Raw genomic sequence first — 20616 nt, forward strand, 5'->3', positions numbered from 1 at the left:
CGAGTAACTTATACGCCAAGGCTTGTCCAGGTAAAGACAGGAATCTTATAAAGAAGATGAATTGGAGGCGTAGTTGTTCAAAAATTCCAAACACTGCGCCTCCTGATTCGTTATGATTATCTGCGTATAATTTTTCTTTGAGACTTATAAACGACTTCTGCGGCATGTAGCAGACACCTCCTCCTATACGCTTCTTCCTCCTCATCCGGACTTCTTCCGTCCCAGCGGAGGTCGGAGTCTGCGTTGCCACCGCCTCCGCCGGATGAAACAGCGACAGGCTGTCCGCCAATCAAAGCATCAGCGATGGTGAAGATTCGTTCCCGTACAGAAGGCTCAGCCAGCTGGTCAAGAAATGTCTGCATCTGTTCAGCTTGATTGTCGTTGAGAGCCGTCAGTCGTGCATACTCCTGTTGCAGCCATTTAAACTCCCGATAGTCCAGCAACGCATTATTCCGCACCGCTTGTATTTGCTGTTCGGCATCCTTTCGATACCGTTCTTCAATCTGACGTACAATCTTCACGAATCGGCTGGCGATAGACCTGTTCTGCTCCTCAATCCATTTGTCAACACCGAATATCGGAGGTTTACCAATGATTCGTGGCAGCTCAAAATCTATCTTGTGATTGCGGAAAGGTTGCGCCACTCTACCGACACGGTCTATATTCTTTGTCATCTGCTCCAGTTCCTGCTCCTTTTCTTGAAGCTTACATGCCTTGTCTTCAAGTTTTGACTGGTATTCGGAAATCTGTTTTTGTACCCTGGTCTTTTGAATTTCATATTCCTGAAGAGCGATTTTGCCGGAAGCCAGAGACTTCTCTATTTCTTTAAGTTGAGATTGAGACCTGAATATCTGTGCTTCCAACCTCCGTATCATAGTTTGCAGCCCCTTGACTGCTTTCTCCGCCTGTTTCGCATCTTTGGACAGTTTCCGGATATAATCGCGTTTACCAAGATGGCTGACGTTCCGACCTTCGATACTGTCACCACGTTCCAGCCCGTACTTGCTCCCTACCTCTTCATAAAGAGAGGTGTGCATTTCCCGAAGAATATGGCCATACTCATAACGGCTCTTACCAAACTTAGCCGACCACATGACGCATTCGCGTCCGCTTTTGGCTCGTTGGCCTACAGGAACGATCAAGGCATGGATATGCGGGCTGCTCTCATCAAGATGAACCTGGAAGCCGATGATGTTTTCCTGTCCGTACCGTTTGGCGCACCAGTCATAGACATCTTTTGCCCATTGTTCGATTTCCGGACATCGCTGGAGATGACTGTTATCTGCACCCTTTTCCAGATTTACGGTTTGGGTTCCAAATGCCATCTCAAGTGTACGGTCATGATTGCCTCCAAAGATAAATTTCGCACAACAGTTTGGTTGAATTTTGCTGTCCGGCTTGAAGGGTTTCCAGCCCAGTTCAGTCAACCGTTCCTGCAAACGTACTTCAAGCGATTTCTCTTGATAGCCTAACGGATGAATTTTCCCATCGGGCCCAATCTCGAAATTCAGTTTCATTCGGGTCTTGTCATAGTGATTGGTCGGATCCTGATTCTTTCTGTCAATCTTGTCGTCATTCCAATGCCTTTCGTTTTCATTCGCCTCTGATGTGCCGAATGACTTCCCGGCTTCAACATGCATGGCCTGTTTAATATCTGTGTTCATATAGGGTATTCTTTTGACAAATGATTAATATTTGAGCTTGCTCTTGTGCCAGTCCGCTCTGCGGGACAATGACCGGATTTTATTGCCGTCAGGCAAAAAGTCCTTATTGTGTTAAGGACTTTCTATAAATCCTCGGAACAAGTTCCTTTACTATTCAATAAGTTCCAGATCCAGTTCATCAATGAGCAACTGCAATGCTGGATTACGTTGTATCATCTGATGGAGTATCTGTCTCTTTGATGGTGAATACAGAAAGAAGTCTGCAATGTCCAATCCTTGGCTGCGTTGTTCTTCATCGGATGTACATTCCAAAACATTGGACACAACAACCCGTTTGCATATTCCAGACAACAAAGCAGACTTTTCTTTCCATTGTTCGGTTGCTCCTAAATCAGGGATGAGAGTAACTTCCCTGCCTCTGAGAACCTGCATAGCTTCACTGTTGAAACAACCATTCTTTCCACCTGTTGCCAGCCATATATAATCGGGGATAAAATGGCTCATTACAACAGCGGTCTTTTCACTTTCCACCAGCATTACCGGAGACGATGAATTTTTCAGAAGATGTTCTCCAAACAGACATTGCTTCAAATGGAAATCCTGCAACTTCAACTCGGAATGTGCCCAGCTGACAAAAGCCTGAGGCTCTTTAACCCGATGCCCTGTCTCAGCATTATAGCACATTACCTTACCGGTTCTTACCTGTCCATTTATATCTGTCTGCCAGAAAAACGCTGCACCTCCCCATTTTGAAGATGTCCCTATGCGATACATTTCAAACAATCTGGTTGTCTCATCTTCACCAAACACCTGACAGAAATACTGATATAAGGGGTTGATTGAATAATGTGACAGACTCCTTAACACATAAGATGAAGGAATATACGAAGGAACAATACAAGACGGAGTTTTATCTGCCGTCTTATGAGGGACAGAAAGAAGTGACTTGTCGCTTCCCTCATCCATTTCCAATACATCAGGATTATCCTTAAAGTATTCCTTAGGTGTATAGTGGTAGCCACAACTGTTTTCGTGATCACACTTACCAACATTAGCGGGAAAGCTAATGCTGCCTTGTTCATCAATATACCTGACAAAACACCGGTTTTTACCACAGTTCGGACAAGTAGCCTTGCTTCCAGGGCGGTATTTCTGCAAATGGAATCTGTATTCACTCATGGTCCTCTGATTTTAGTATGGTTGCACTCTGCACTTTTGCACTTTGAGAAGATTGCACGGTATCCTGGCAAGATGAAAGTGCAATAGTGCAAGGTGCATCAGTATTTTCTGTCATAAGTTTGCGATAGACTCCATGCTGAAGCTTTTCTATAAGAGGGTGCTTAAGCCGGCATAATTGGTCTAGCGCATAATAGACGGTACGTCGGGACATATCAACTTTTCTACCGGCAATAACAGCCTCCCCGGAAGTGAACCGATCTTCCAACAGAGAAAGCCAGGCTTCTTTCGTTTCGCCGATACTGTTTATGACAATGGTTTCCTGAATCCTCCTGTATGTTTCCTCATAATAATCAATCATACGGATCGCCGATTCTACGGAATCCCGCTCAATATATTGCATATCTCCACTATCAGTAGCCCATTTCATTACCTGAAACAACAGGGCAAGACGTGCTACATGGCCGTTGAGTTTCATCTTCCGGCTTTCAACATCCGCATCATCCTCAATGGCATTTACAGCATCTATAATTCCATTGTACCATTCATAAAAATATTCTTCCGCATCGTCAGACATTGTAAGGATACGGGGATTGACCGTTGTACCCTTGTCATCAAGGATACAGGGGATACTTAGGATTCTGTTGATTATTGTCCTCCATTGATTCATGATATCAGGACGGGCTGTATTCCGTTCTTCCCGTCTCCATCCGGATATCTTCCTGTTTTTAGGATAGACAAACAGAAAACGGTCAAGCAATCCGTTGGCAAGGAACTCTGCACGGAAGACTTCCTGCAGCATATTCGTCTGTACTGAACCGATGACATTTATACATGGATTCTTGATTAGAACAGGACGTGATTCTGATTTGCGGATAATCTTTAACGGCTGTCCGCTATAAGCTGTCAGCAGATCTTCAATGAGGTTGTTCTTGCTGTTGTACCTTTTGACGGAATTGAACAAAGCCAGGATTTCATCGACGACCAATGTTATCCCACGCTGATTATGCTGATGAATATTCATCATCGCCTCCGGGGTGGAATCATAAATGACCGTCGTTACAAAATTCGGTTTCTTGAGCAGTTGTTCTTCCCCGTCACTTCCGTGCTTGCCTGCTGACATGGCTCTTTCATATTCGTCATATTCCTCGTTATATTTCTCATGCAGCCGGTCATCATACTCATTAATCGGCTTATAGATAAAACCGAGGGGAGGAGTCTTTCCGAGCCCGGGACGTCCGACCAGCATCATATAAAGGGATGGGCAAGTTTTCCACTCGCCCTTTATACGGATATGACAAGAGTTGCCTATTGCAGTAGCAACAGCAGAAAGAACAATAGACGCAGTATATTCCACATTGAAATTTTCGTATCTGGCAAGATTGAGGATAATCTCCTGTATCTTGTCCGGGAAGGCATCTAACGGAAGACCTGTTTCCGGAATGCCTTCCACTTCAGAACGAAGCATGTTGGTCAAATGAACGGTGTCAAACATAGCCACCTCCTTCCTGCTTTGGAAGTTCATCACCAATAGCGAAAGCTTCATAATGGAAACGACGCAGAAAGCGGTCTACGTCTTCCTGCGTGTACCAGTATTTATCACCTTCACGCGAGTAGCCGAGATAGCCGTTGTCTCGCAACTTTTTCAGATACTTTTCTTTGATGTTCAATTTCTCCATCAAAGACTTGTTGTCATATAGACGGTGTCCGCCTTCATGAACTGGAGGCGGCAGTTTCTCTTGTCTCTCCACTATGCTGAGAATCTTTTCAAGCAATTCCCGGTCGCATAGCTTCTCTACATTCGTTTCTTTAGCCATACTTAAAACAATTATGGCCGATTGCCCTGATGCACACTCAGACCTTCAGCCTGGTTATACGATATGGTACGATTGTGCACATCGCACCAGAATCACGGCACGAATGTATGAAATAGCTGAGGACTAATAAGTTACAATAAATTATCCAATGTTAGGACAGGTGTTATGGAAAGTTATGATTCTGTCACAACTTTGTATGTAACCAGTTGATTACCAGTAATAAAAAAGAGGAAAATAAAATTGAAAAAATCGAAGATTGCCAGATGAAGCGAAACAAAATGCATAACAAGCCAGAAGCTAAGACTTGCCAAGAACGAAGATAATACCCTTCGTTTTTTATCACTTCTGAAAAAACTTGTCAATTTCTCCGGCATTGTTAGGGACGGGCATATCCCTCCTGTTCTGCCGGGACTGTCCGATACCGGTTTGTTCAAATAGTGCGTTAAGTTCGACATCGGGGAAGAGTCCGTTGCCGAACTCCCAAAAAGTCTTCTGTTCGTATTTGGAATATTCAGGATAATCGCCGCAATATATTCGACCACACATATAGGCAAGAAGAGCCTTTGTCCCTTTCCAGCTATAATGGGACCCTACCTCTTCAATATATCCGGCTTCTATTGCTTTCGCAAAGATTGTACGGGCAAGTGAAGTATCAAGTCTTCCCGACAATACAACCCCTTTTGGGGAATCCGGACATTCTGACTGATTATCTATGGCTTGAACGGTTTGCTGATTCTTTTCCCTAAGTTTGATGTGCAGTTTTTCTGCTCCGTATGCAAATAGCCCCGATAAGATAAGGGCGGTGACAATGCCTGTTATAACGACAGGATCAGGATGATTGTCCTTTACCGGATCAATTATCCCAAGTCCTATAAGGAGCAGAGTTCCTATAAAAAATACTATTGCAGCAGACCACATGATTATCCTATGGTGCTTATTAAAGATAGTAGAAAGCAGCAATACCAGAACAAATGCGCACACCAGCAATAGGAATATCTTCGTAATAGTCATATCAAATCAATTTTAGATATAAAATTAATGATTGTTTATAATAGCCATCTACAATTATCAGACAATTTCCAGAGATGCAAAATCCTCTTTCAGACGTGCCACTTCTGCAGACAGCGTTTCGGGCAGGAATTTGGCATAGACCTTTTCGGTGACATCCGTACTTCCATGGCCGAGCAAACGACTGACAACCGACATGGAAAGTCCCTTATTCAGTGCAAAGACCGCAAACGAATGCCGGCCGCAATGCATTGAGAGGGTAAACGGAAGCCCTATCTGTTCTCCGACAACCGCCAACGACTGATTGATACATTTCGTTGCATTGTTACGGGCTTTGTACAGAGCCTCTGCATCATCAAGATCCAGATCATCCTTTACTAAGTTGAAGACATACCGGCATCCGGCACGCTTCTCCTGCCACCGCTGCAGTATATGCAAGGCAGGTTCCGTTAGTGGAATCACGTGACGTTTGTTCGTCTTAATCATTATTTTCCGCAACTCTTTCCGGGAAAAATCGATATGTTTCCATTGTAAGGTCATCACATCCACTACACGGAGTCCGCAGGCATGGAAAGCAAATAAGAACATTTCCAGAAACTCCTTACGGCGAGGTTCAAGACATGTCTTGTAATATTCAAGAAGAGATAACATTTGCTCCTTGGACAGACTTTTGCCATCAAACTCAACTTCCTCTTCCGAAAGCGAAACTTTTGACACGATACGCATATCCTGAATTCTGGCATTGACTGCAGGTTCCATCATACCCAGCTCGCTCGCATAGGCGCAAGCTTTCAATATCGGCGTCAAGGCATGGTTAATTGTCGCATCACTGTTCAACTTTACGTCTCTACGCCAAGCTATGTAGCTGTCCAGCAGTTCCGGAGTCATATCGCCTACATAGATTGCATCGGGTCGATAGGACCCTTGTTTGGTTGCCCGTAGAAAGGTCTGGAAGATATTCATGCAACTCTTGCCATTTTCATAACGGCTCCTGCCAATTCTGTTTCGGGAGTAATCGGACGAAAGGCGCTCCAAAGTAAATTCCACAAAATCCTTCCCTTGGTCTCGCCGTGCAAGCGGCTTGTCTGCAAGGAAGCCCGCCACAACTTCGGCTGTAATCTGATTCGGATTCCTCTCATTATACTCCGCAAGCAGACTGTCAATCCGTTCAACACGGGCCAGCAGAAGCTGGTTAAGACGTTTATACTCGCTTCCGTAACTGACACGCAGCTCACCACGTCCTTGATTCCCGTTCTGGTTCCAGTCGGCAATCTTTGCAAAGACGTTTGTCGTTTTACGGATAATCTGTCGGTTCCAGGTATATTCCAATACGACAGGGTAGGCTTTGTCCGCCTCCGCATCTTTGGGGACACGGAGCCGGTATCTGCCAAGTGGATATAGTCTTTTTGGTCTTCCCATACGCTTTTTTCCTCCTTTTTTTAATATTCCCGAGGAGAAACAAAGGTAATGTATTTTAGACAAACAAACTCCGATTTTGAGCAGAAAAACCGTAATTTAGACAAACAAACCGCGCCATTTGAGGCCATAAAACACCAGCGCGACAAACAAATTATCTTTGTTCATCGCGCTGGTATTCAATCGTTTAACCTATCTGAAGGCTATCAATATTCCTCCTCGTTGAAGAAGAAGTCATCCTTCGAGGGGTAGTCGGGCCAGATGTCCTCTATCGATTCGTAGATGTCGCCCTCGTCCTCTATCTCCTGCAGATTCTCGAGAACCTCCAGCGGAGCCCCCGAACGGACCGCATAATCAATCAACTCGTCTTTCGTTGCGGGCCACGGAGCATCTTCGAGCTTCGAGGCCAATTCAAGCGTCCAATACATAGGTCATTAACTTTTAAGTCCCTAATTAAAAGCTCGTTCCGGTTTCCGTGCGAAAATCCGGACACGGTTGTAGTCGTGCAAAAGTATAAAAAAAACGAGAAATACAAACAAATTCGTATAAAACATCGCGTAAATACGAACTTTATTCTGGAAATCAACGATTAAGGAATCCACAGCTGCTCCTCGACCCCGAAGTGCTCCGTCAGCACGCGTCCCAGCAGGTAGAAGTAGTCCGACAGGCGGTTGAGGTAGACCAGCGCCGTGGAGTCGGCACCGTACTTCTGAGCGGCACGCAGCGACGCACGCTCCGCCCGGCGGCAGACCGTCCGGCAGACGTGGCACATCGACACGACGGCATTGCCGCCCGGGATGGTGAACTTCGTGATGGGCGGCACGAGGGCCTGCATGGCGTCGATGCGGTGCTCGAGCCACTCGACCGACGACGCAGCGAGCGGAGCCACCTTGCCCTCGCCCCCCTGGCCCACGGCCAGCAGCGCCGAGACGGTCATCAGCCGCGAGGTGATTTGCGCAATGTCGTCGACGTAGGCGGACAGCCCCTCCTCGTCGCGCATGTGGTCGCCCAGCAGCGCCGTGAAGGCCATCAGTTCATCGACCGAGCCGTAGGCCTCGACCCGTTCGTCACTCTTGAAGACCCGTTCGCCGCCGATGAGCGACGTGGTTCCCTGGTCTCCCGTTTTGGTATAGACTTTCATATCCGGAAGTGTTGTTTAGGCAGATAATTGTTAAAGATGAGCAGATAGGCCCGGTTGTCGACCGACGTGCAGCCGTGTGCGGCGACAATGCGGCGGCAGAGCCGGCAGCGCTCCTCGTCGGCATAGGGCTCCAGCAGCACAAGAGTCGTGCCGCAGCGCCGTGCCTGGTCGACAAGCGCGAGCACCTCCTCTTCGGGCAGGCTCCGGCCGACGACGCAGAGGTCGACCCCCGTGCGGTTCATGGCAAAGGTGTGGTAGCCGCAGTGGATGAAGAGGTTCTGCAGCTGTACGGCGCGCCGGTGCCCGACGCCCGCGGCGCAGAGCGCCCCGTAGAGCTCCCGGTCGCCCGGCAGCAGGTCGTGCCGCATGAAGACCTGGCGGACAATCGCGTAGACGAAGGGCGAATGGACCCCGTGGCCGCGGAAATAGCGCGCCCGGACCAGGCGGTTCTTCAATCCGGCGACCCGTCCGTAGATGCTCCGGCCGATTCTGCGGCCGATTCTTCGTCCTCCCAGATGCATTCCGCAGCGCATTTTTCAGGTTTGCGGCGGCTCCTACCGCTTCAGCATGCCGGCCAGATGTCCGGTCGAGAAGGCGATTTGGAGGTTGTAGCCGCCCGTATTGGCGTCGAGGTCGAGCACCTCGCCCGCAAAGTAGAGCCCGGGGAGCTTGAGCGACTCCATCGTATGGGGGTTCACCTCGTCGCAGCGCACCCCGCCGGCCGTCACGACGGCATATTCGAACGGGGCGTAGTCGACGATGGGGAAGGTAAGCCCCTTGAGCGTCTTGACCAGGCGCCGCTTCTCGGCGTCGGTGAGCTTGCTCACATAGTTCTTCGAGTGGATGTCGAGCTCCTCGGCAAGCGGCATGACCAGCGGCCGCGGCACCAGCTTGCGCAGCAGCTCGGCGAAGAACTCCGTGGGGGCCATCTCGGCCAGCTCGCGGTCGATGCGGTTGAGGAGCATCTCCTCGGTCAGCGCCGGCTTGAGGTCGAGCACCAGCTTGACGCGGCGCCCGTCGATGAGCGCATCGACCGCATCGCGGCTCACGCGCAGCGCCACGGCCCCCTCGATGCCCCGCTCCGAGAAGCCCACCTCGCCGAACTCCTCGCGCACGGGTTCGTTGTCGACCCAGAGCGTCGCCCGCACGTTGCGCAGCAGCAGGCAGCGGAGGTACTTCATCTGGTTGTGCGACGAGACGAGCGGCGTGAGCGACGGACGCACCGCCTCGATTGTATGCCCCAGGTCGGCGGCAAAGCGGTAGCCGTCACCCGTCGAGCCGGTGGCCGGATAGGAGAGGCCGCCCGTGGCGACAATCACCTGCGGTGCCTCGACCTTGCGCTCGAAGCCCCGCTTGTTGCGGTAGCGCACCCCGAAGACATGGCCCGCAAGGGTCAGGACTCCAGTCACCTGCGTATTGTAGAGGATTTTCACGCCGTTCTCGACGCAGTAGTCCAGCAGCGCGTTGGCGATGTCCCACGCCTTGCCGCTGTGGGGGAAGACGCGCTCGCCCCGCTCGATGTCGAGCTTGACGCCCCGCCGCTCGAAGAAGCGGATGGTCGCCCGGTTGTTGAATTCGGCAAAGGCCGGTGCGAAGAAGTCGGCGTTGGTGCGCACCTGCGAGGCGAACTCCTCGGGCGGACGGGCGTTGGTGACGTTGCAGCGCCCCTTGCCCGTGATGCGGACCTTGCGTCCCGACTTCTCCATCTTCTCGAGCAGCAGCACGCGCTTGCCGTTGCGTGCGGCCGTCGCGGCCGCCATCATGCCGGCGGCCCCCGCCCCCACGACGATTACGTCGCAGGAGTTCTCGGCGTATTCATCCCTGAGTTGTTCCATACGTGCGGCAAAGATACGAACATTTCGGCAGAGGCGGCAAGCGGCGGCCGATTTTTTCACCCCTCCGGACGCCGAAGGCGCCCGCACGCTGCAAAAAAGGGCGCCGCACCGCTCGGTTGCCCCATCGAAAGAGGCGTTTTATTTTCAAATCTTGATTTTTAGTTGTACTTTTGCGCCCGTCTAAAGTCGCAAGAGTTACAATTATGTTGAGCAGAAGATTACTTCGCATCAAGGTCATCAAGGCGCTGTTCGCCCATCTGAAATCGGGCGCCGACAACATGATGGCCTCGGAAAAGAACCTGATGGCGTCGGTGGACAAGGCCTACGACCTCTACAACCTGATGCTGACCCTGCCGGTCGAGATTGCCCGCTATGCCGAGCACCGTCAGGAGCTGGCCCGGCAGAAGAAGCTGCCGACCTACGAGGACCTCAACCCCAACACCAAGTTCGTCGACAACTCGGTCATCCGCATCATCGCCAACACCGACGCGGTGAACGACTACACGGCCGCCCGCAAGCTCAACTGGAGCCTCTACCCCGAGCTCATCCGCACGCTCTACACACAGCTCACCGAAAGCGACTACTACAAGAGCTACATGCAGCGCAGCGAGCGCTCGTTTGCCGACGACCGCCAGCTGGTCGAGGATTTCTTCAAGAGCCTGCAGGAGTGCGAGGCGCTCGACACGGTGCTCGAGGAGATGTCGATTCTCTGGGACGACGACCTGGGCTACATCCTCATGATGATTCTGCGCACGCTCTCCAACCTCCGCCCCACCCACACCGAGCTGAAGGTGGCCCCGAAGTTCAAGAGCGAGGAGGACCCGCAGTTCGTCAAGACGCTCTTCGAGAAGACGCTGGTCAACTTCGGCGAGTACCAGCGCTACATCGAGAAGTTCACCGCCAACTGGGACATCGAGCGCATCGTCTTCATGGACAACCTCATCATCGGCACGGCGATGGCCGAGCTGCTCAACTTCCCCTCGATTCCCGTCAAGGTGACGCTCGACGAGTACATCGAAATCTCGAAGTACTACTCGACGCCGGGCAGCAGCGTCTTCATCAACGGCGTGCTGGACAAGATTGTCGAGTCGCTGACGGCCGAGGGCCGCATCAAGAAGGCGGGCCGCGGACTTATCTGACAACCGGGCGCCGCTCCGGCGGTGCCGTATCACCCCCCCACTCCACCACCTTGAAGAGACTCCGCATCCTGCCCCGATTTGCGACTGCGGCGGCGCTGACGGCGCTGCTGACGCTCGCCGCGGGGTGCGGTCCGTCGTCGCGCAAAAAGGCCGCAGGTGCCGCCCCGCGGGGGAAAATCATCGAAATATCGGACAGCACGCTCCTGCATGGAGCCACCGACACGATTCGTTTCGGACGGCTGCACTCGGGCGAGATTGCCGTGCTGCGCTTCCACCTGCACAACGCATCGTCGCGCCCGACGGCCGTCGTCTCGACCGAGCGCAGCTGCGGATGCACGACGCTCGAGGCCGAGGCGCGCCCCATCGCCCCCGGGCAGGAGCTCGCCTGCTCGCTCACCTTCGATTCGCGGGGCGAATACGGCTGGCAGCTCAAGCTTATCGACGTAAGTCTGGCGGGCGGACGGCCGCTGCGGCTCTTCATCGAAGCCGATGTGGAGTAATTCTTGCAGATTCGACAATTATGCGTATATTTGCGCTATTAATAACAAGCTAAAACCGAAAGACAATGATTAATTTCCTGAATGCAGCCCCTGCACAGCCCGAACCGGGTTTCATGCAGCAGTACAGTTTCCTCATCATGATTGCACTGATGGTGCTCGTGCTCTGGCTCTTCATGTGGCGTCCCGAAGCCAAGCGCCGCAAGCAGATGCAGGAGTTCCGCAACGGCCTGAAGAAGGGCGACAAGATTATCACCGCCGGCGGTATCTATGGCACCGTGAAGGAGGTGAAGGAGACGTCGCTGCTCATCGAGGTCGACAGCAACGTCACGCTGCGCATCGACAAGAACATGGTCGTAGCCGACAACTCCGACCTGCAGCAGCAGCGTTAACGGCACCCGTGTCGAAGCATATCCCCTTCCGAACGCGCTTCGGAGGGGGATTCTTTATCTGCCTTACCGGCTCACCAGTCCGGACCCGCCCGGTCCGCCATTTCCAGATTTCAACGATTCAACCGCACGACAGCGCCACACCGGAGGCCGCAGAATTGCCGCAGGATTGCCGCGCCCCAAGGGACCTCGCCCCGAAGCCATGCCGCGCGGAACATTCACACACAACGACATGCTCAAACACCTCTCCTACCCCACCGTGGGCACCTGCTCGCGACAAATCGACATCGAAACCGACGGAGACGTCATCCGCAGCGTGACCTTCACGGGCGGGTGCCACGGCAATACGCAGGGCATCGCCTCGCTGGTGCGGGGCATGAAGGCCGAGGAGGCCATCGCCCGGCTCGAGGGCATCGACTGCCACGGCAAGGGAACCTCGTGCCCCGACCAGCTGGCCCGCGCGCTGCGGCGCATGCTCTGACGGGGCAGCCGCATGCCGGAGCCAACCCGGCAAAAGTCGCTCCGGCGCGCTGCAAAATCGGGACACGGTCCGCTCCGATTGGATATTTTTTATTATCTTTAATCCATCATCATCTTTAATCCATCATCGGAACCACTCCCGCAAAACCCCGCACCCATGAAACGACTGCTCCTGCTGATTTTTCTCGCCGGGCCGCTGCTGAGCCCTGCTCAAGAGCCGGACAACACCCCCATGAGATACGATTTCCATGCGGCCTCGGAGTATACGCAACAAAGCGACTCCCTCCTTATCACCACGCATCAGGGAAGGCGGCTCTTCTTCGACACCGATGGCAATTCGTACATTCCAAGAAAGGCATTCATCGAAAAATACGGCCGTGAGAATTTCCGGCAACTCGTCGACTTTGAGAACGAGCGAATCCGCGCAAAGCGGCAAGAGGAGGAGCGTCTGGAACTGGAGCGGACCAAAAAATTAGCCATCCGGAAAATCGAGAAGCTGGATATCTACGAATCCCTATCGGAGGTTCGCAATGAATACTACGAAATACTCGATGCCCTGGACGGTGAGGTGGACGGAGCGATTGATTATCCGAAAGCCGCCCAATTCTTCCGCGACCACTTTGCAGGCATCGATGCGAACGGGAATATCTCCACGACAACCGTTATCGGCTGTCCCAATCTGAGCAAAAACAACATATACATCCAGGCCCACTCCTGGTTTGTCAACAGCTTCAATTCGGGCAAATCCGTCATCCAGTTCGACGACAAGGAGGCGGGCACAATCCTCGCCAAAGGTTATCTGCGCGACATCGCCTTGTATGCACCGTTTGGCAAGCAATACGGTATCAGCGCCCGGGTACTCTTCAGAATCGACATCAAGGAGGAGCGGGCCCGCATCATCATGACCATTCAGGAGTACGACATCGCCGTCTCGAACGGACGGGGCAGCTCGCTGCAGGGAACGGCGGCCGCCTCGAACCGCACCTATCGACCGGACCTGGTCTACCCGTTCAACGACAATCCCGACCTGCTGCCCAACGAGGCCGGAGCAAAGGCCTATTGCGCAAGCTGCCTCTACCTGATTGCCATGAAAAACCGGCTCGACCGGGCCATCAATGCGGGAATCATCGGCATCGACATGAACGACAACTGGTAACGGTTCATCCCCTGACAGCGGTCTTTGGCCTCACTCTCCCGGGAGAGGCATTTCGGAACGGATTTTGAACGTAGGCGTTCGTTACCAAAATTCGTTCTGACCATGTATTTTCTCTGGTATCTGCTCATTGGTCTGGTCGCCGGATGGCTGGCCGGACTCATCGTCAAGGGTCGCGGCGCGGGGTTCCTCGTCAATCTCGCCGTCGGCGTTATCGGCGGCCTGCTGGGCGGCTGGCTCTTCTCGTTGCTGGGGTTCGTCGCCGTGGGAACGCTCGGAAGCCTGCTCACTTCGCTGGCCGGAGCCGTCGTGCTGCTGTGGCTCGTCGCGCTCCTCACACCCCGCAGCCGCAAAGAGCGCTCCGACCGCTGACACGCCCGCGCCGCACTACCGGCCAACCCGCCGCCCGCCGTTTCGCCGCTTCGCCGCACGGCACGGGCAGAGCCGACGGAAGGACCTCCACACCGCGAACGAAACGCACGGCACGGCCTGCCCCGCGAGCGGAGCGCACAGCACGGTCTGCCCCGAAAACGAGCCGTCCAAAGCCTCCCCGCCACGAAAGCGAAAGCCGGGAGCCTCTGAAAACGGACCGCACAAAGCCTCCCCGCCCCAAGCGCGAAGGCCGACCTCCGAAAACGCAGAAAACCCGCTGCTGAACAGCGGGTTTTCCGTTTGGTTGAGCTACCAGGATTCGAACCTGGAATTTCAGAACCAAAATCTGACGTGTTACCATTACACCATAGCTCAATCCGAGCTCGAAAGCGACTGCAAAGATACGTAAAAAACGGGAAAATCCAATTTTGAACATAAAAATAGCGGAACGGAGAAAAAAGATTCTCCCTTTTTGGTTATTTTTGCGGCGATGAGAAAATGGCTGGTCATATGCGGCATGCTGCTCTGCGCGGCGCTTCCGCCCGCGGCCCGGGTCATCCGGGCATCGCTGGAAGCCGGCCGCACATGCGCCATACTGCGTGCGGCTCCCGCCCGCGATGCGGAAGAGGAGCGCCACGTGCCCCTCTTTGCCACACCTCCGACCGGAGTGCTTGCCGCCACGGGCTCAGCCGAAAATTCGGACCACCGCCACGACACGCGGCTGCCCGTCACCCAGACGGCGCCGACGCATCGTCCGGCCGCAGCCCTGCGCGACCTGCACCGCCTCACCACACGCGACCGCTACGACCACGCGCAGCCCCTGCTGCTGCGCCCGGCCGACCGCTATGTCTTCGCCCTGCGGCACATCGTGATTTAGCGGACGCGCGCAAGAGAGCGGACCGACGCTCCGGTGCAACGCCCCGGCAGTCGTCCGCACGGACCGCCCCCGGCCTGCGGTCCGACAGGCCCCCTCCCCTTCCGCCCCAACAGAGCGGAGCGACGATGCCGGCCGAACTCCGAAGGCCGGCCAAGTATAACGTAAGTAAAAAGACCATACGAAATGATTCCAACCATGATTCTGCTCTTCGTGATAGGCTACGCCTTCATCGCGCTGGAGCACAAAATCAAGGTGGACAAGGCGGCCATCGCACTGCTCATGTGCGGAGCCATCTGGTCCGTCTTCAGCCTCTTCGGCCACGACGCGAACATCGCCCACGAGTTGATTGACCATCTGGGCGACACGTGCGAAATTCTGATTTACCTCATCGGTGCCATGACCATCGTCGACCTCATCGACTCCCACGGAGGTTTCGGCGTCATCACCGACCACATCACCACCCACAACAAGCACAAGCTGCTCTGGCTGCTGGCCATCATCACCTTCTTCATGTCGGCGGCGCTCGACAACATGACCACCACCATCATCATGGTGATGCTGCTGCGGCGCATCATCGCCAACCGCAAGGAGCGCTGGCTCTTCGCCAGCATCATCGTCATCGCGGCCAACAGCGGCGGCACATGGTCGCCCATCGGCGACGTGACGACCATCATGCTCTGGATGCGCGGCAACGTCACCTCGCAGGCGCTCATGGGCTCGCTCTTCCTGCCGGCACTCATCTCGACGGCCATTCCGACGGCCATCGCCGGGCACTACATCGCCCGCAAGAAAACCTCGATGATGGAGCCCGCAGCCGCCGAAAACAGCCTGCCCAAGGGCGTGGGGCCCCGTCTGAGCAAGTTCGTCCTCGTGGTCGGCATCCTCAGCCTGCTCTTCGTGCCGGTCTTCAAGAGCATCACCCATCTGCCCCCCTACATGGGGATGATGATTTCGCTGGGCGTGATGTGGGTGCTCACCGAAATCATCTACGACAAGAAGCGCGGCATCGAGGAGTCCATCAAGAACCGCGTATCGAAGGTGCTCAAGCACATCGACATGCCGACCATCCTCTTCTTCCTCGGCATCCTGATGTCGGTATCCGCGCTGCAGAGCGCCGGCATCCTGACCGAGGTGGCCCAGTTCCTCGACAAGAACATCCACGAGGTCTTCACCATCACGGGCATCATCGGCCTGCTCTCGTCGGTCATCGACAACGTGCCGCTCGTGGCGGCCTGCATGGGCATGTACCCGATTGCCGACGCCGCAACGGTTGCCTCGAGCATCGACCCCGCCTACATGCAGTCGTTCCTCCAGGACGGCGTCTTCTGGCACCTGCTGGCCTACTGCGCCGGCGTGGGCGGCAGCATCCTCATCATCGGCTCGGCAGCCGGCGTCGTGGCCATGGGACTTGAGAAGATTACCTTCTCTTGGTACCTCAAACGCATCACCTCGCTGGCGCTGATTGGCTACGTGAGCGGCATCATCGTCATCCTGCTCGAGCATCTGCTCATCGGGCTCTGATTCCCGCGCTCCACAAGACGAAAAGGGAAGCGCATCGCTGCGGCGATGCGCTTCCCTTTTTTCGTTGCGGGCGGACGGCGGGGCCGCGCCCCGGACGGCAGCCGGCTGCTGCTTCTAAACCATGAAGGCGGCCGGCTACTTGACCTTGGCCATGAAGCGGGTGCGGTCGACCACGAAGCGGACGTGCACCCCCTCGCCAATCATCCCCTCGGCGTCGCGGGCCCCCACGTTGAAGGTGAGCTTGCGCCCCTCGACGGCCGTCAGCACGGCCGTGGCCGTGATTTCGGCCCCGAGGCCCGAGGGCTTGATGTGGGTGACGTTCATCTCGGCGCCGACGGTCGTGGCGCCCTCCTCCAGCTCGGCCGCCACGGCCTTCATCGCGGCATGCTCCATGAGGGCCACCATGGCGGGGGTGGCGAATACGGGCAGGTCGCCCGAACCCATCGCGGCGGCCGTATTGGCGTCGCATACCGTGGCGACGCTCTGTGCAGACAATCCCTTTTCCAGCATAATCTTAATCGGATAATCGGTTTGGTATGATGGGGACAAAGATAGCATTTACTCCCGAAAAAACGAACCTCCGTCGGAGAGTTGCCGCAATCTCCGGACGACGGACGACGGCCCCGGCGGGAAAAGAGGGCCCGAAAAAATAAATGGAGGGCAGCATCCGTTTATTGTAAAAAATGTAATTTTGTGCATGCGCCCGCTCCGAATGACATACCTGCTGACGGCACTCCTGCTCGCCGCCCTGCTGCTCCCCCTGGAGGGGGCCGGGCAGCAGCGCCACGGCTTCTGGCACCAGGAGTGGAGCATCGACCACGGCGACTCGATTCCGCTGGTGCACATCCTCCCGGTCTACGTCTTCAACCGCAAGGTCGACCTGCGGCGCTACCGCCGGCTGGTCGACGCCGTGAAGAAGGTCTACCCCATTGCCCAGACGGCCAAGGCCAAGATGGCCGACATGGAGGAGGAGCTGAGCCGCCTGCCGACCAAGAAGGCGCAGAAGGAGTACATCCGCCGCGTCTACCACGAAATCAAGGAGGAGTATACCCCCGTGCTGCGCCACATGACCCGCACGCAGGGGCGCGTGCTGCTCAAGCTCATCGACCGCGAAACCGAATATACGGCCTACGAGGTGCTGCGCGAATTCCGCGGCGGCTTCGTGGCGGGCTTCTGGCAGGGGGTCTCGAAGGTCTTCGGGCAGGACCTCAAGTCGCAGTACGACCGCGAGGGCGAGGACCGCATGATTGAACAAATCGTGGTCTACTACGAGGCCGGCTGGCTCTGAGCCGGCCCGTCGGTCGGTTTGCCCGGCGAAATTTCGGGAATCCGCACTTTTTCACTATCTTTGCCTGCAAAACAAGCAACACCACACCACCATGTTTGAAAACTTAACCGACAAACTCGAACGGTCGTTCAAGATTCTCAAGGGCGAAGGCCGCATCACCGAAATCAACGTCGCCGAGACGCTCAAGGAGATTCGCCGTGCGCTCATCGACGCCGACGTCAACTATAAGGTCGCCAAAAACTTCACCGACGAGGTGAAGCAGAAGGCGCTGGGACAGGATGTGCTCAAGGCGGTGAAGCCGGGGCAGATGATGACCAAGATTGTCCGCGACGAGCTGGCGCAGCTCATGGGCGGCACGGCCACCGACATCCGGCTCGAGGGTACGCCGGCCGTGATACTCATCGCCGGTCTTCAGGGTTCGGGTAAGACGACCTTCTCGGGCAAGCTCGCCGCGATGCTCAAGAGCAAGCGGGGCCGCAAGGTGCTGCTGGTGGCGGGCGACGTCTACCGTCCGGCGGCCATCGACCAGCTGAAGGTGCTCGGCAGCCAGATTGGCGTCGAGGTCTACACCGAGGAGGGCAACCGCAATCCGGTGGAGATTGCCCAGCACGCCATCCAGCATGCGCGTCAGAACGGCTACAACGTGGTCATCGTCGATACGGCGGGCCGTCTGGCCGTCGACGAGGCGATGATGCAGGAGATTACGGCCATCAAGGCGGCCGTCAAGCCGTCGGAGACGCTCTTCGTGGTCGACGCCATGACGGGTCAGGATGCCGTCAACACGGCCAAGGAGTTCAACGACCGCCTCGACTTCGACGGCGTGGTGCTCACCAAGCTCGACGGCGATACGCGCGGCGGTGCCGCCATCTCGATTCGCGCGGTGGTGGACAAGCCGCTGAAGTTCATCTCGAGCGGCGAGAAGATGGATGCGCTGCAGGTCTTCCACCCGGAGCGCATGGCCGACCGTATTCTGGGCATGGGCGACGTGGTTTCGCTCGTCGAGCGGGCGCAGGAGCAGTTCGACGAGGAGGAGGCGCGCCGGCTGAAGAAGAAGCTGGTCAAGGACCAGTTCAACTTCAACGACTTCATCGCGCAGATTCACCAAATCAAGAAGATGGGCAACCTGAAGGACCTTGCCTCGATGATTCCGGGCATGGGCAAGATGCTCAAGAACGTCGACATCCCGGACGATGTCTTCAAGCAGACCGAGGCGATAATCTCGTCGATGACGCCGGCCGAGCGCGAGCACCCCGAAATCATCAACGCGCGGCGCAGGGAGCGTATCGCCAAGGGTTCGGGCACGACGATGGCCGACGTGAACCGGCTGATGAAGCAGTTCGAGGATACGCGCAAGATGATGAAGGCCGTAGCGGGCGGCAACATGAAGATGCCGAAGATGCCGAAGATGCCCGGCGGCATGCTCCGGCGGCGGTAACGCAGGAGAGATACGAAGACAACGGGGTCCCCGCCGAATACGGTGGGGCCCCCTTTTTTATGCAACTGCGGAACGGGGCCTTCGCCTTCTGTCCGAGCTCCCGCAAGAGCCGGAGACGACACACGGGTCGGGGCCAACGTCCGGTCCGGGAGGTTAATTTTTGCCAATCATAGGAATAATCGAGATTAATTCCTACCTTTGGAAGTCAAAAACCGCAACCCCATGCACAAATCGGGCTTCGTCAACATCATCGGAAATCCCAACGTCGGAAAGTCGACGCTCATGAACGCGCTCGTCGGCGAGCGCCTCTCGATTATCACCTCCAAGGCCCAGACCACGCGCCACCGCATCCTGGGCGTCGTCTCGGGCGACGATTTCCAGATTGTCTACTCCGACACGCCGGGCATCCTCAAACCCGCCTACAAGCTGCAGGAGTCGATGATGAAGTTCGTCACGGGGGCCGTCTCCGACGCCGACGTGATTCTCTACGTCACCGACACCGTCGAGCAGAGCGACCGCTCGGCCGACATCCTCGAGCGCATCCGCACGAGCGGCATCCCGACGCTGGTGGTCATCAACAAAATCGACCTCACGACCCCCGAGGCGCTCGAGGCGCTCGTCGAGCGGTGGCACGGCATTCTGCCCGAGGCGGAGATTGTCCCCGTCTCGGCGCGCGAACGCTTCAACATCGAGGGGCTCTTCGGCAAAATCCTCGAGGTGCTGCCCGAAGGACCCGCCTTCTACCCCAAGGATACGCTCACGGACAAGACCCTGCGCTTCTTCGCCTCGGAGATTATCCGCGAGAAGATTCTCCGCACCTACGACAAGGAGATTCCCTACTGCTGCGAAATCGAAATCGAATCCTACAAGGAGGAGCCCACCATCGACCGCATTGCGGCGACGATTTACGTCTCGCGCGAGTCGCAGAAGGGCATCGTCATCGGCCACAAGGGGGAGAAGCTCAAGCGCGTGGGGCAGCTTGCGCGCGAAGACCTCGAGAAGTTCCTCGACAAGAAGGTCTTCCTGCAGCTCTTTGTCAAGGTGAGCGACGACTGGCGCAACAACGAGCGTCAGCTGCGCCGCTTCGGCTACGAGCTCGAATAGCGGCGGATGCGCCCCGGGCCGGGGCCGGCAAGCGGAGGACGGAGGTCAGCAGACGGAGAACGGCAGACGCAGGACGGCAGACGCAGGACGGCAGGCAGCAGAGGGCAACAGACGGCAGAGGGCAACAGACGGCAGACGAAGCGACCGGGCCGCGGACGGCAAGGAGCCGCAAGGAGCCGCAGCGGGCCCCGTCCGGAAAAGCCGGGCCGGACGGTGAGGCAGGAAGCCCCCGGCAGACGCAGGACGGCAGACGGTGAGACCCCTGAAGGGGCGGAACAAGAGAAGAGACCGGACAGGAGCGGGC

Annotated in this window: 22 protein-coding genes and 1 tRNA gene; 11 read left to right on the forward strand and 12 right to left on the reverse strand. The window is 55.6% G+C overall.

All coding sequences use genetic code 11. The annotated features are described in order from the left end of the window. Positions 1-116: 116 nt before the first annotated feature. The 10 genes from mobV to B5F90_RS07305 all read right to left on the reverse strand — a co-directional run bounded on the left by mobV (position 117) and on the right by B5F90_RS07305 (position 10057). Positions 117-1664: a MobV family relaxase gene (gene mobV / locus B5F90_RS07260; protein ID WP_087362141.1), complete on the reverse strand. Its 1548-nt coding sequence runs from the start codon at positions 1662-1664 to the stop codon at positions 117-119. Between the two features lie 150 nt (positions 1665-1814). After that, a complete protein-coding gene (locus B5F90_RS07265; protein ID WP_087362142.1) occupies positions 1815-2843 on the reverse strand; it encodes a DUF6371 domain-containing protein in 1029 nt (342 codons plus the stop codon). After that, positions 2836-4335, reverse strand: a complete 1500-nt coding sequence (locus B5F90_RS07270; RefSeq protein WP_087362143.1) for a YfjI family protein — start codon at positions 4333-4335, stop codon at positions 2836-2838. The genes B5F90_RS07265 and B5F90_RS07270 overlap by 8 nt, the downstream gene beginning before the upstream one ends. Continuing rightward, positions 4328-4657 carry a helix-turn-helix domain-containing protein gene (locus tag B5F90_RS07275; RefSeq protein ID WP_087362144.1) on the reverse strand — a complete coding sequence of 110 codons (330 nt, stop codon included), beginning with the start codon at positions 4655-4657 and terminating at the stop codon, positions 4328-4330. Before B5F90_RS07275 ends, B5F90_RS07270 begins: the two co-directional genes overlap by 8 nt. Before the next feature lie 339 nt (positions 4658-4996). Beyond that, positions 4997-5668, reverse strand: a complete 672-nt coding sequence (locus B5F90_RS07280; protein WP_087362145.1) for a DUF2975 domain-containing protein — start codon at positions 5666-5668, stop codon at positions 4997-4999. Positions 5669-5725: 57 nt separating this feature from the next. Next, positions 5726-7084: a site-specific integrase gene (locus tag B5F90_RS07285; RefSeq protein ID WP_087362146.1), complete on the reverse strand. Its 1359-nt coding sequence runs from the start codon at positions 7082-7084 to the stop codon at positions 5726-5728. A gap of 203 nt (positions 7085-7287) precedes the next feature. After that, positions 7288-7509, reverse strand: a complete 222-nt coding sequence (locus tag B5F90_RS07290) for a DUF2795 domain-containing protein (RefSeq protein WP_087362147.1) — start codon at positions 7507-7509, stop codon at positions 7288-7290. Between the two features lie 161 nt (positions 7510-7670). Further along, entirely contained in the window at positions 7671-8222 is a 552-nt protein-coding gene (locus B5F90_RS07295; protein ID WP_087362148.1) for a cob(I)yrinic acid a,c-diamide adenosyltransferase, read from the reverse strand. Beyond that, positions 8219-8743, reverse strand: coding sequence for a hypothetical protein (locus B5F90_RS07300; protein WP_087362230.1), 525 nt, complete (start codon positions 8741-8743; stop codon positions 8219-8221). Before B5F90_RS07300 ends, B5F90_RS07295 begins: the two co-directional genes overlap by 4 nt. 33 nt (positions 8744-8776) lie before the next feature. After that, a complete protein-coding gene (locus tag B5F90_RS07305; RefSeq protein ID WP_087362149.1) occupies positions 8777-10057 on the reverse strand; it encodes an NAD(P)/FAD-dependent oxidoreductase in 1281 nt (426 codons plus the stop codon). Between the two features lie 203 nt (positions 10058-10260). Here B5F90_RS07305 and B5F90_RS07310 point away from each other — a divergent pair, with 203 nt between their 5' ends. From B5F90_RS07310 to B5F90_RS07335, 6 genes are all read left to right on the forward strand, one after another. After that, entirely contained in the window at positions 10261-11196 is a 936-nt protein-coding gene (locus B5F90_RS07310) for a transcription antitermination protein NusB (protein ID WP_087362150.1), read from the forward strand. Between the two features lie 50 nt (positions 11197-11246). Continuing rightward, the gene (locus B5F90_RS07315) at positions 11247-11696 is read left to right on the forward strand and encodes a DUF1573 domain-containing protein (RefSeq protein WP_239307763.1); all 450 of its coding nucleotides are present in this window, start codon (positions 11247-11249) and stop codon (positions 11694-11696) included. Positions 11697-11761: 65 nt separating this feature from the next. After that, positions 11762-12085, forward strand: coding sequence for a preprotein translocase subunit YajC (gene yajC / locus B5F90_RS07320; protein WP_199792071.1), 324 nt, complete (start codon positions 11762-11764; stop codon positions 12083-12085). 229 nt (positions 12086-12314) lie between these two features. Beyond that, complete coding sequence (locus B5F90_RS07325) at positions 12315-12563, forward strand: TIGR03905 family TSCPD domain-containing protein (RefSeq protein ID WP_087362233.1); 249 nt, start codon at positions 12315-12317, stop codon at positions 12561-12563. A 156-nt stretch (positions 12564-12719) separates the two neighbouring features. Next, positions 12720-13718, forward strand: coding sequence for a DUF4468 domain-containing protein (locus B5F90_RS07330; RefSeq protein WP_087362151.1), 999 nt, complete (start codon positions 12720-12722; stop codon positions 13716-13718). A 102-nt stretch (positions 13719-13820) separates the two neighbouring features. Then, a complete protein-coding gene (locus tag B5F90_RS07335) occupies positions 13821-14087 on the forward strand; it encodes a GlsB/YeaQ/YmgE family stress response membrane protein (protein ID WP_087362152.1) in 267 nt (88 codons plus the stop codon). Between the two features lie 301 nt (positions 14088-14388). On the opposite strand, the gene B5F90_RS07340 is transcribed toward B5F90_RS07335, so the two are convergent. After that, positions 14389-14462 (reverse strand) — tRNA-Gln (locus B5F90_RS07340). Positions 14463-14577: 115 nt separating this feature from the next. Here B5F90_RS07340 and B5F90_RS07345 point away from each other — a divergent pair. Both B5F90_RS07345 and nhaD read left to right on the forward strand, forming a co-directional pair. Next, positions 14578-14964: a hypothetical protein gene (locus B5F90_RS07345; RefSeq protein WP_106633758.1), complete on the forward strand. Its 387-nt coding sequence runs from the start codon at positions 14578-14580 to the stop codon at positions 14962-14964. A 183-nt stretch (positions 14965-15147) separates the two neighbouring features. Then, complete coding sequence (gene nhaD / locus B5F90_RS07350; RefSeq protein ID WP_199792072.1) at positions 15148-16485, forward strand: sodium:proton antiporter NhaD; 1338 nt, start codon at positions 15148-15150, stop codon at positions 16483-16485. Positions 16486-16620: 135 nt separating this feature from the next. On the opposite strand, the gene B5F90_RS07355 is transcribed toward nhaD, so the two are convergent. Beyond that, positions 16621-16995, reverse strand: a complete 375-nt coding sequence (locus tag B5F90_RS07355) for a thioesterase family protein (protein ID WP_087362155.1) — start codon at positions 16993-16995, stop codon at positions 16621-16623. A 187-nt stretch (positions 16996-17182) separates the two neighbouring features. Between B5F90_RS07355 and B5F90_RS07360 the strand changes: the two genes are divergently transcribed. The 3 genes from B5F90_RS07360 (at position 17183) to era (ending at position 20312) form a co-directional block, all read left to right on the forward strand. Then, a complete protein-coding gene (locus B5F90_RS07360) occupies positions 17183-17773 on the forward strand; it encodes a DUF4294 domain-containing protein (protein ID WP_234025687.1) in 591 nt (196 codons plus the stop codon). A 91-nt stretch (positions 17774-17864) separates the two neighbouring features. Next, positions 17865-19208, forward strand: coding sequence for a signal recognition particle protein (ffh, locus tag B5F90_RS07365; RefSeq protein WP_087362157.1), 1344 nt, complete (start codon positions 17865-17867; stop codon positions 19206-19208). A 222-nt stretch (positions 19209-19430) separates the two neighbouring features. Further along, positions 19431-20312, forward strand: a complete 882-nt coding sequence (gene era / locus B5F90_RS07370) for a GTPase Era (protein WP_087362158.1) — start codon at positions 19431-19433, stop codon at positions 20310-20312. Positions 20313-20616: the final 304 nt, after the last annotated feature.

This window comes from Alistipes sp. An31A (assembly GCF_002159425.1).
GTDB classification, from domain to species: domain Bacteria; phylum Bacteroidota; class Bacteroidia; order Bacteroidales; family Rikenellaceae; genus Alistipes; species Alistipes excrementigallinarum.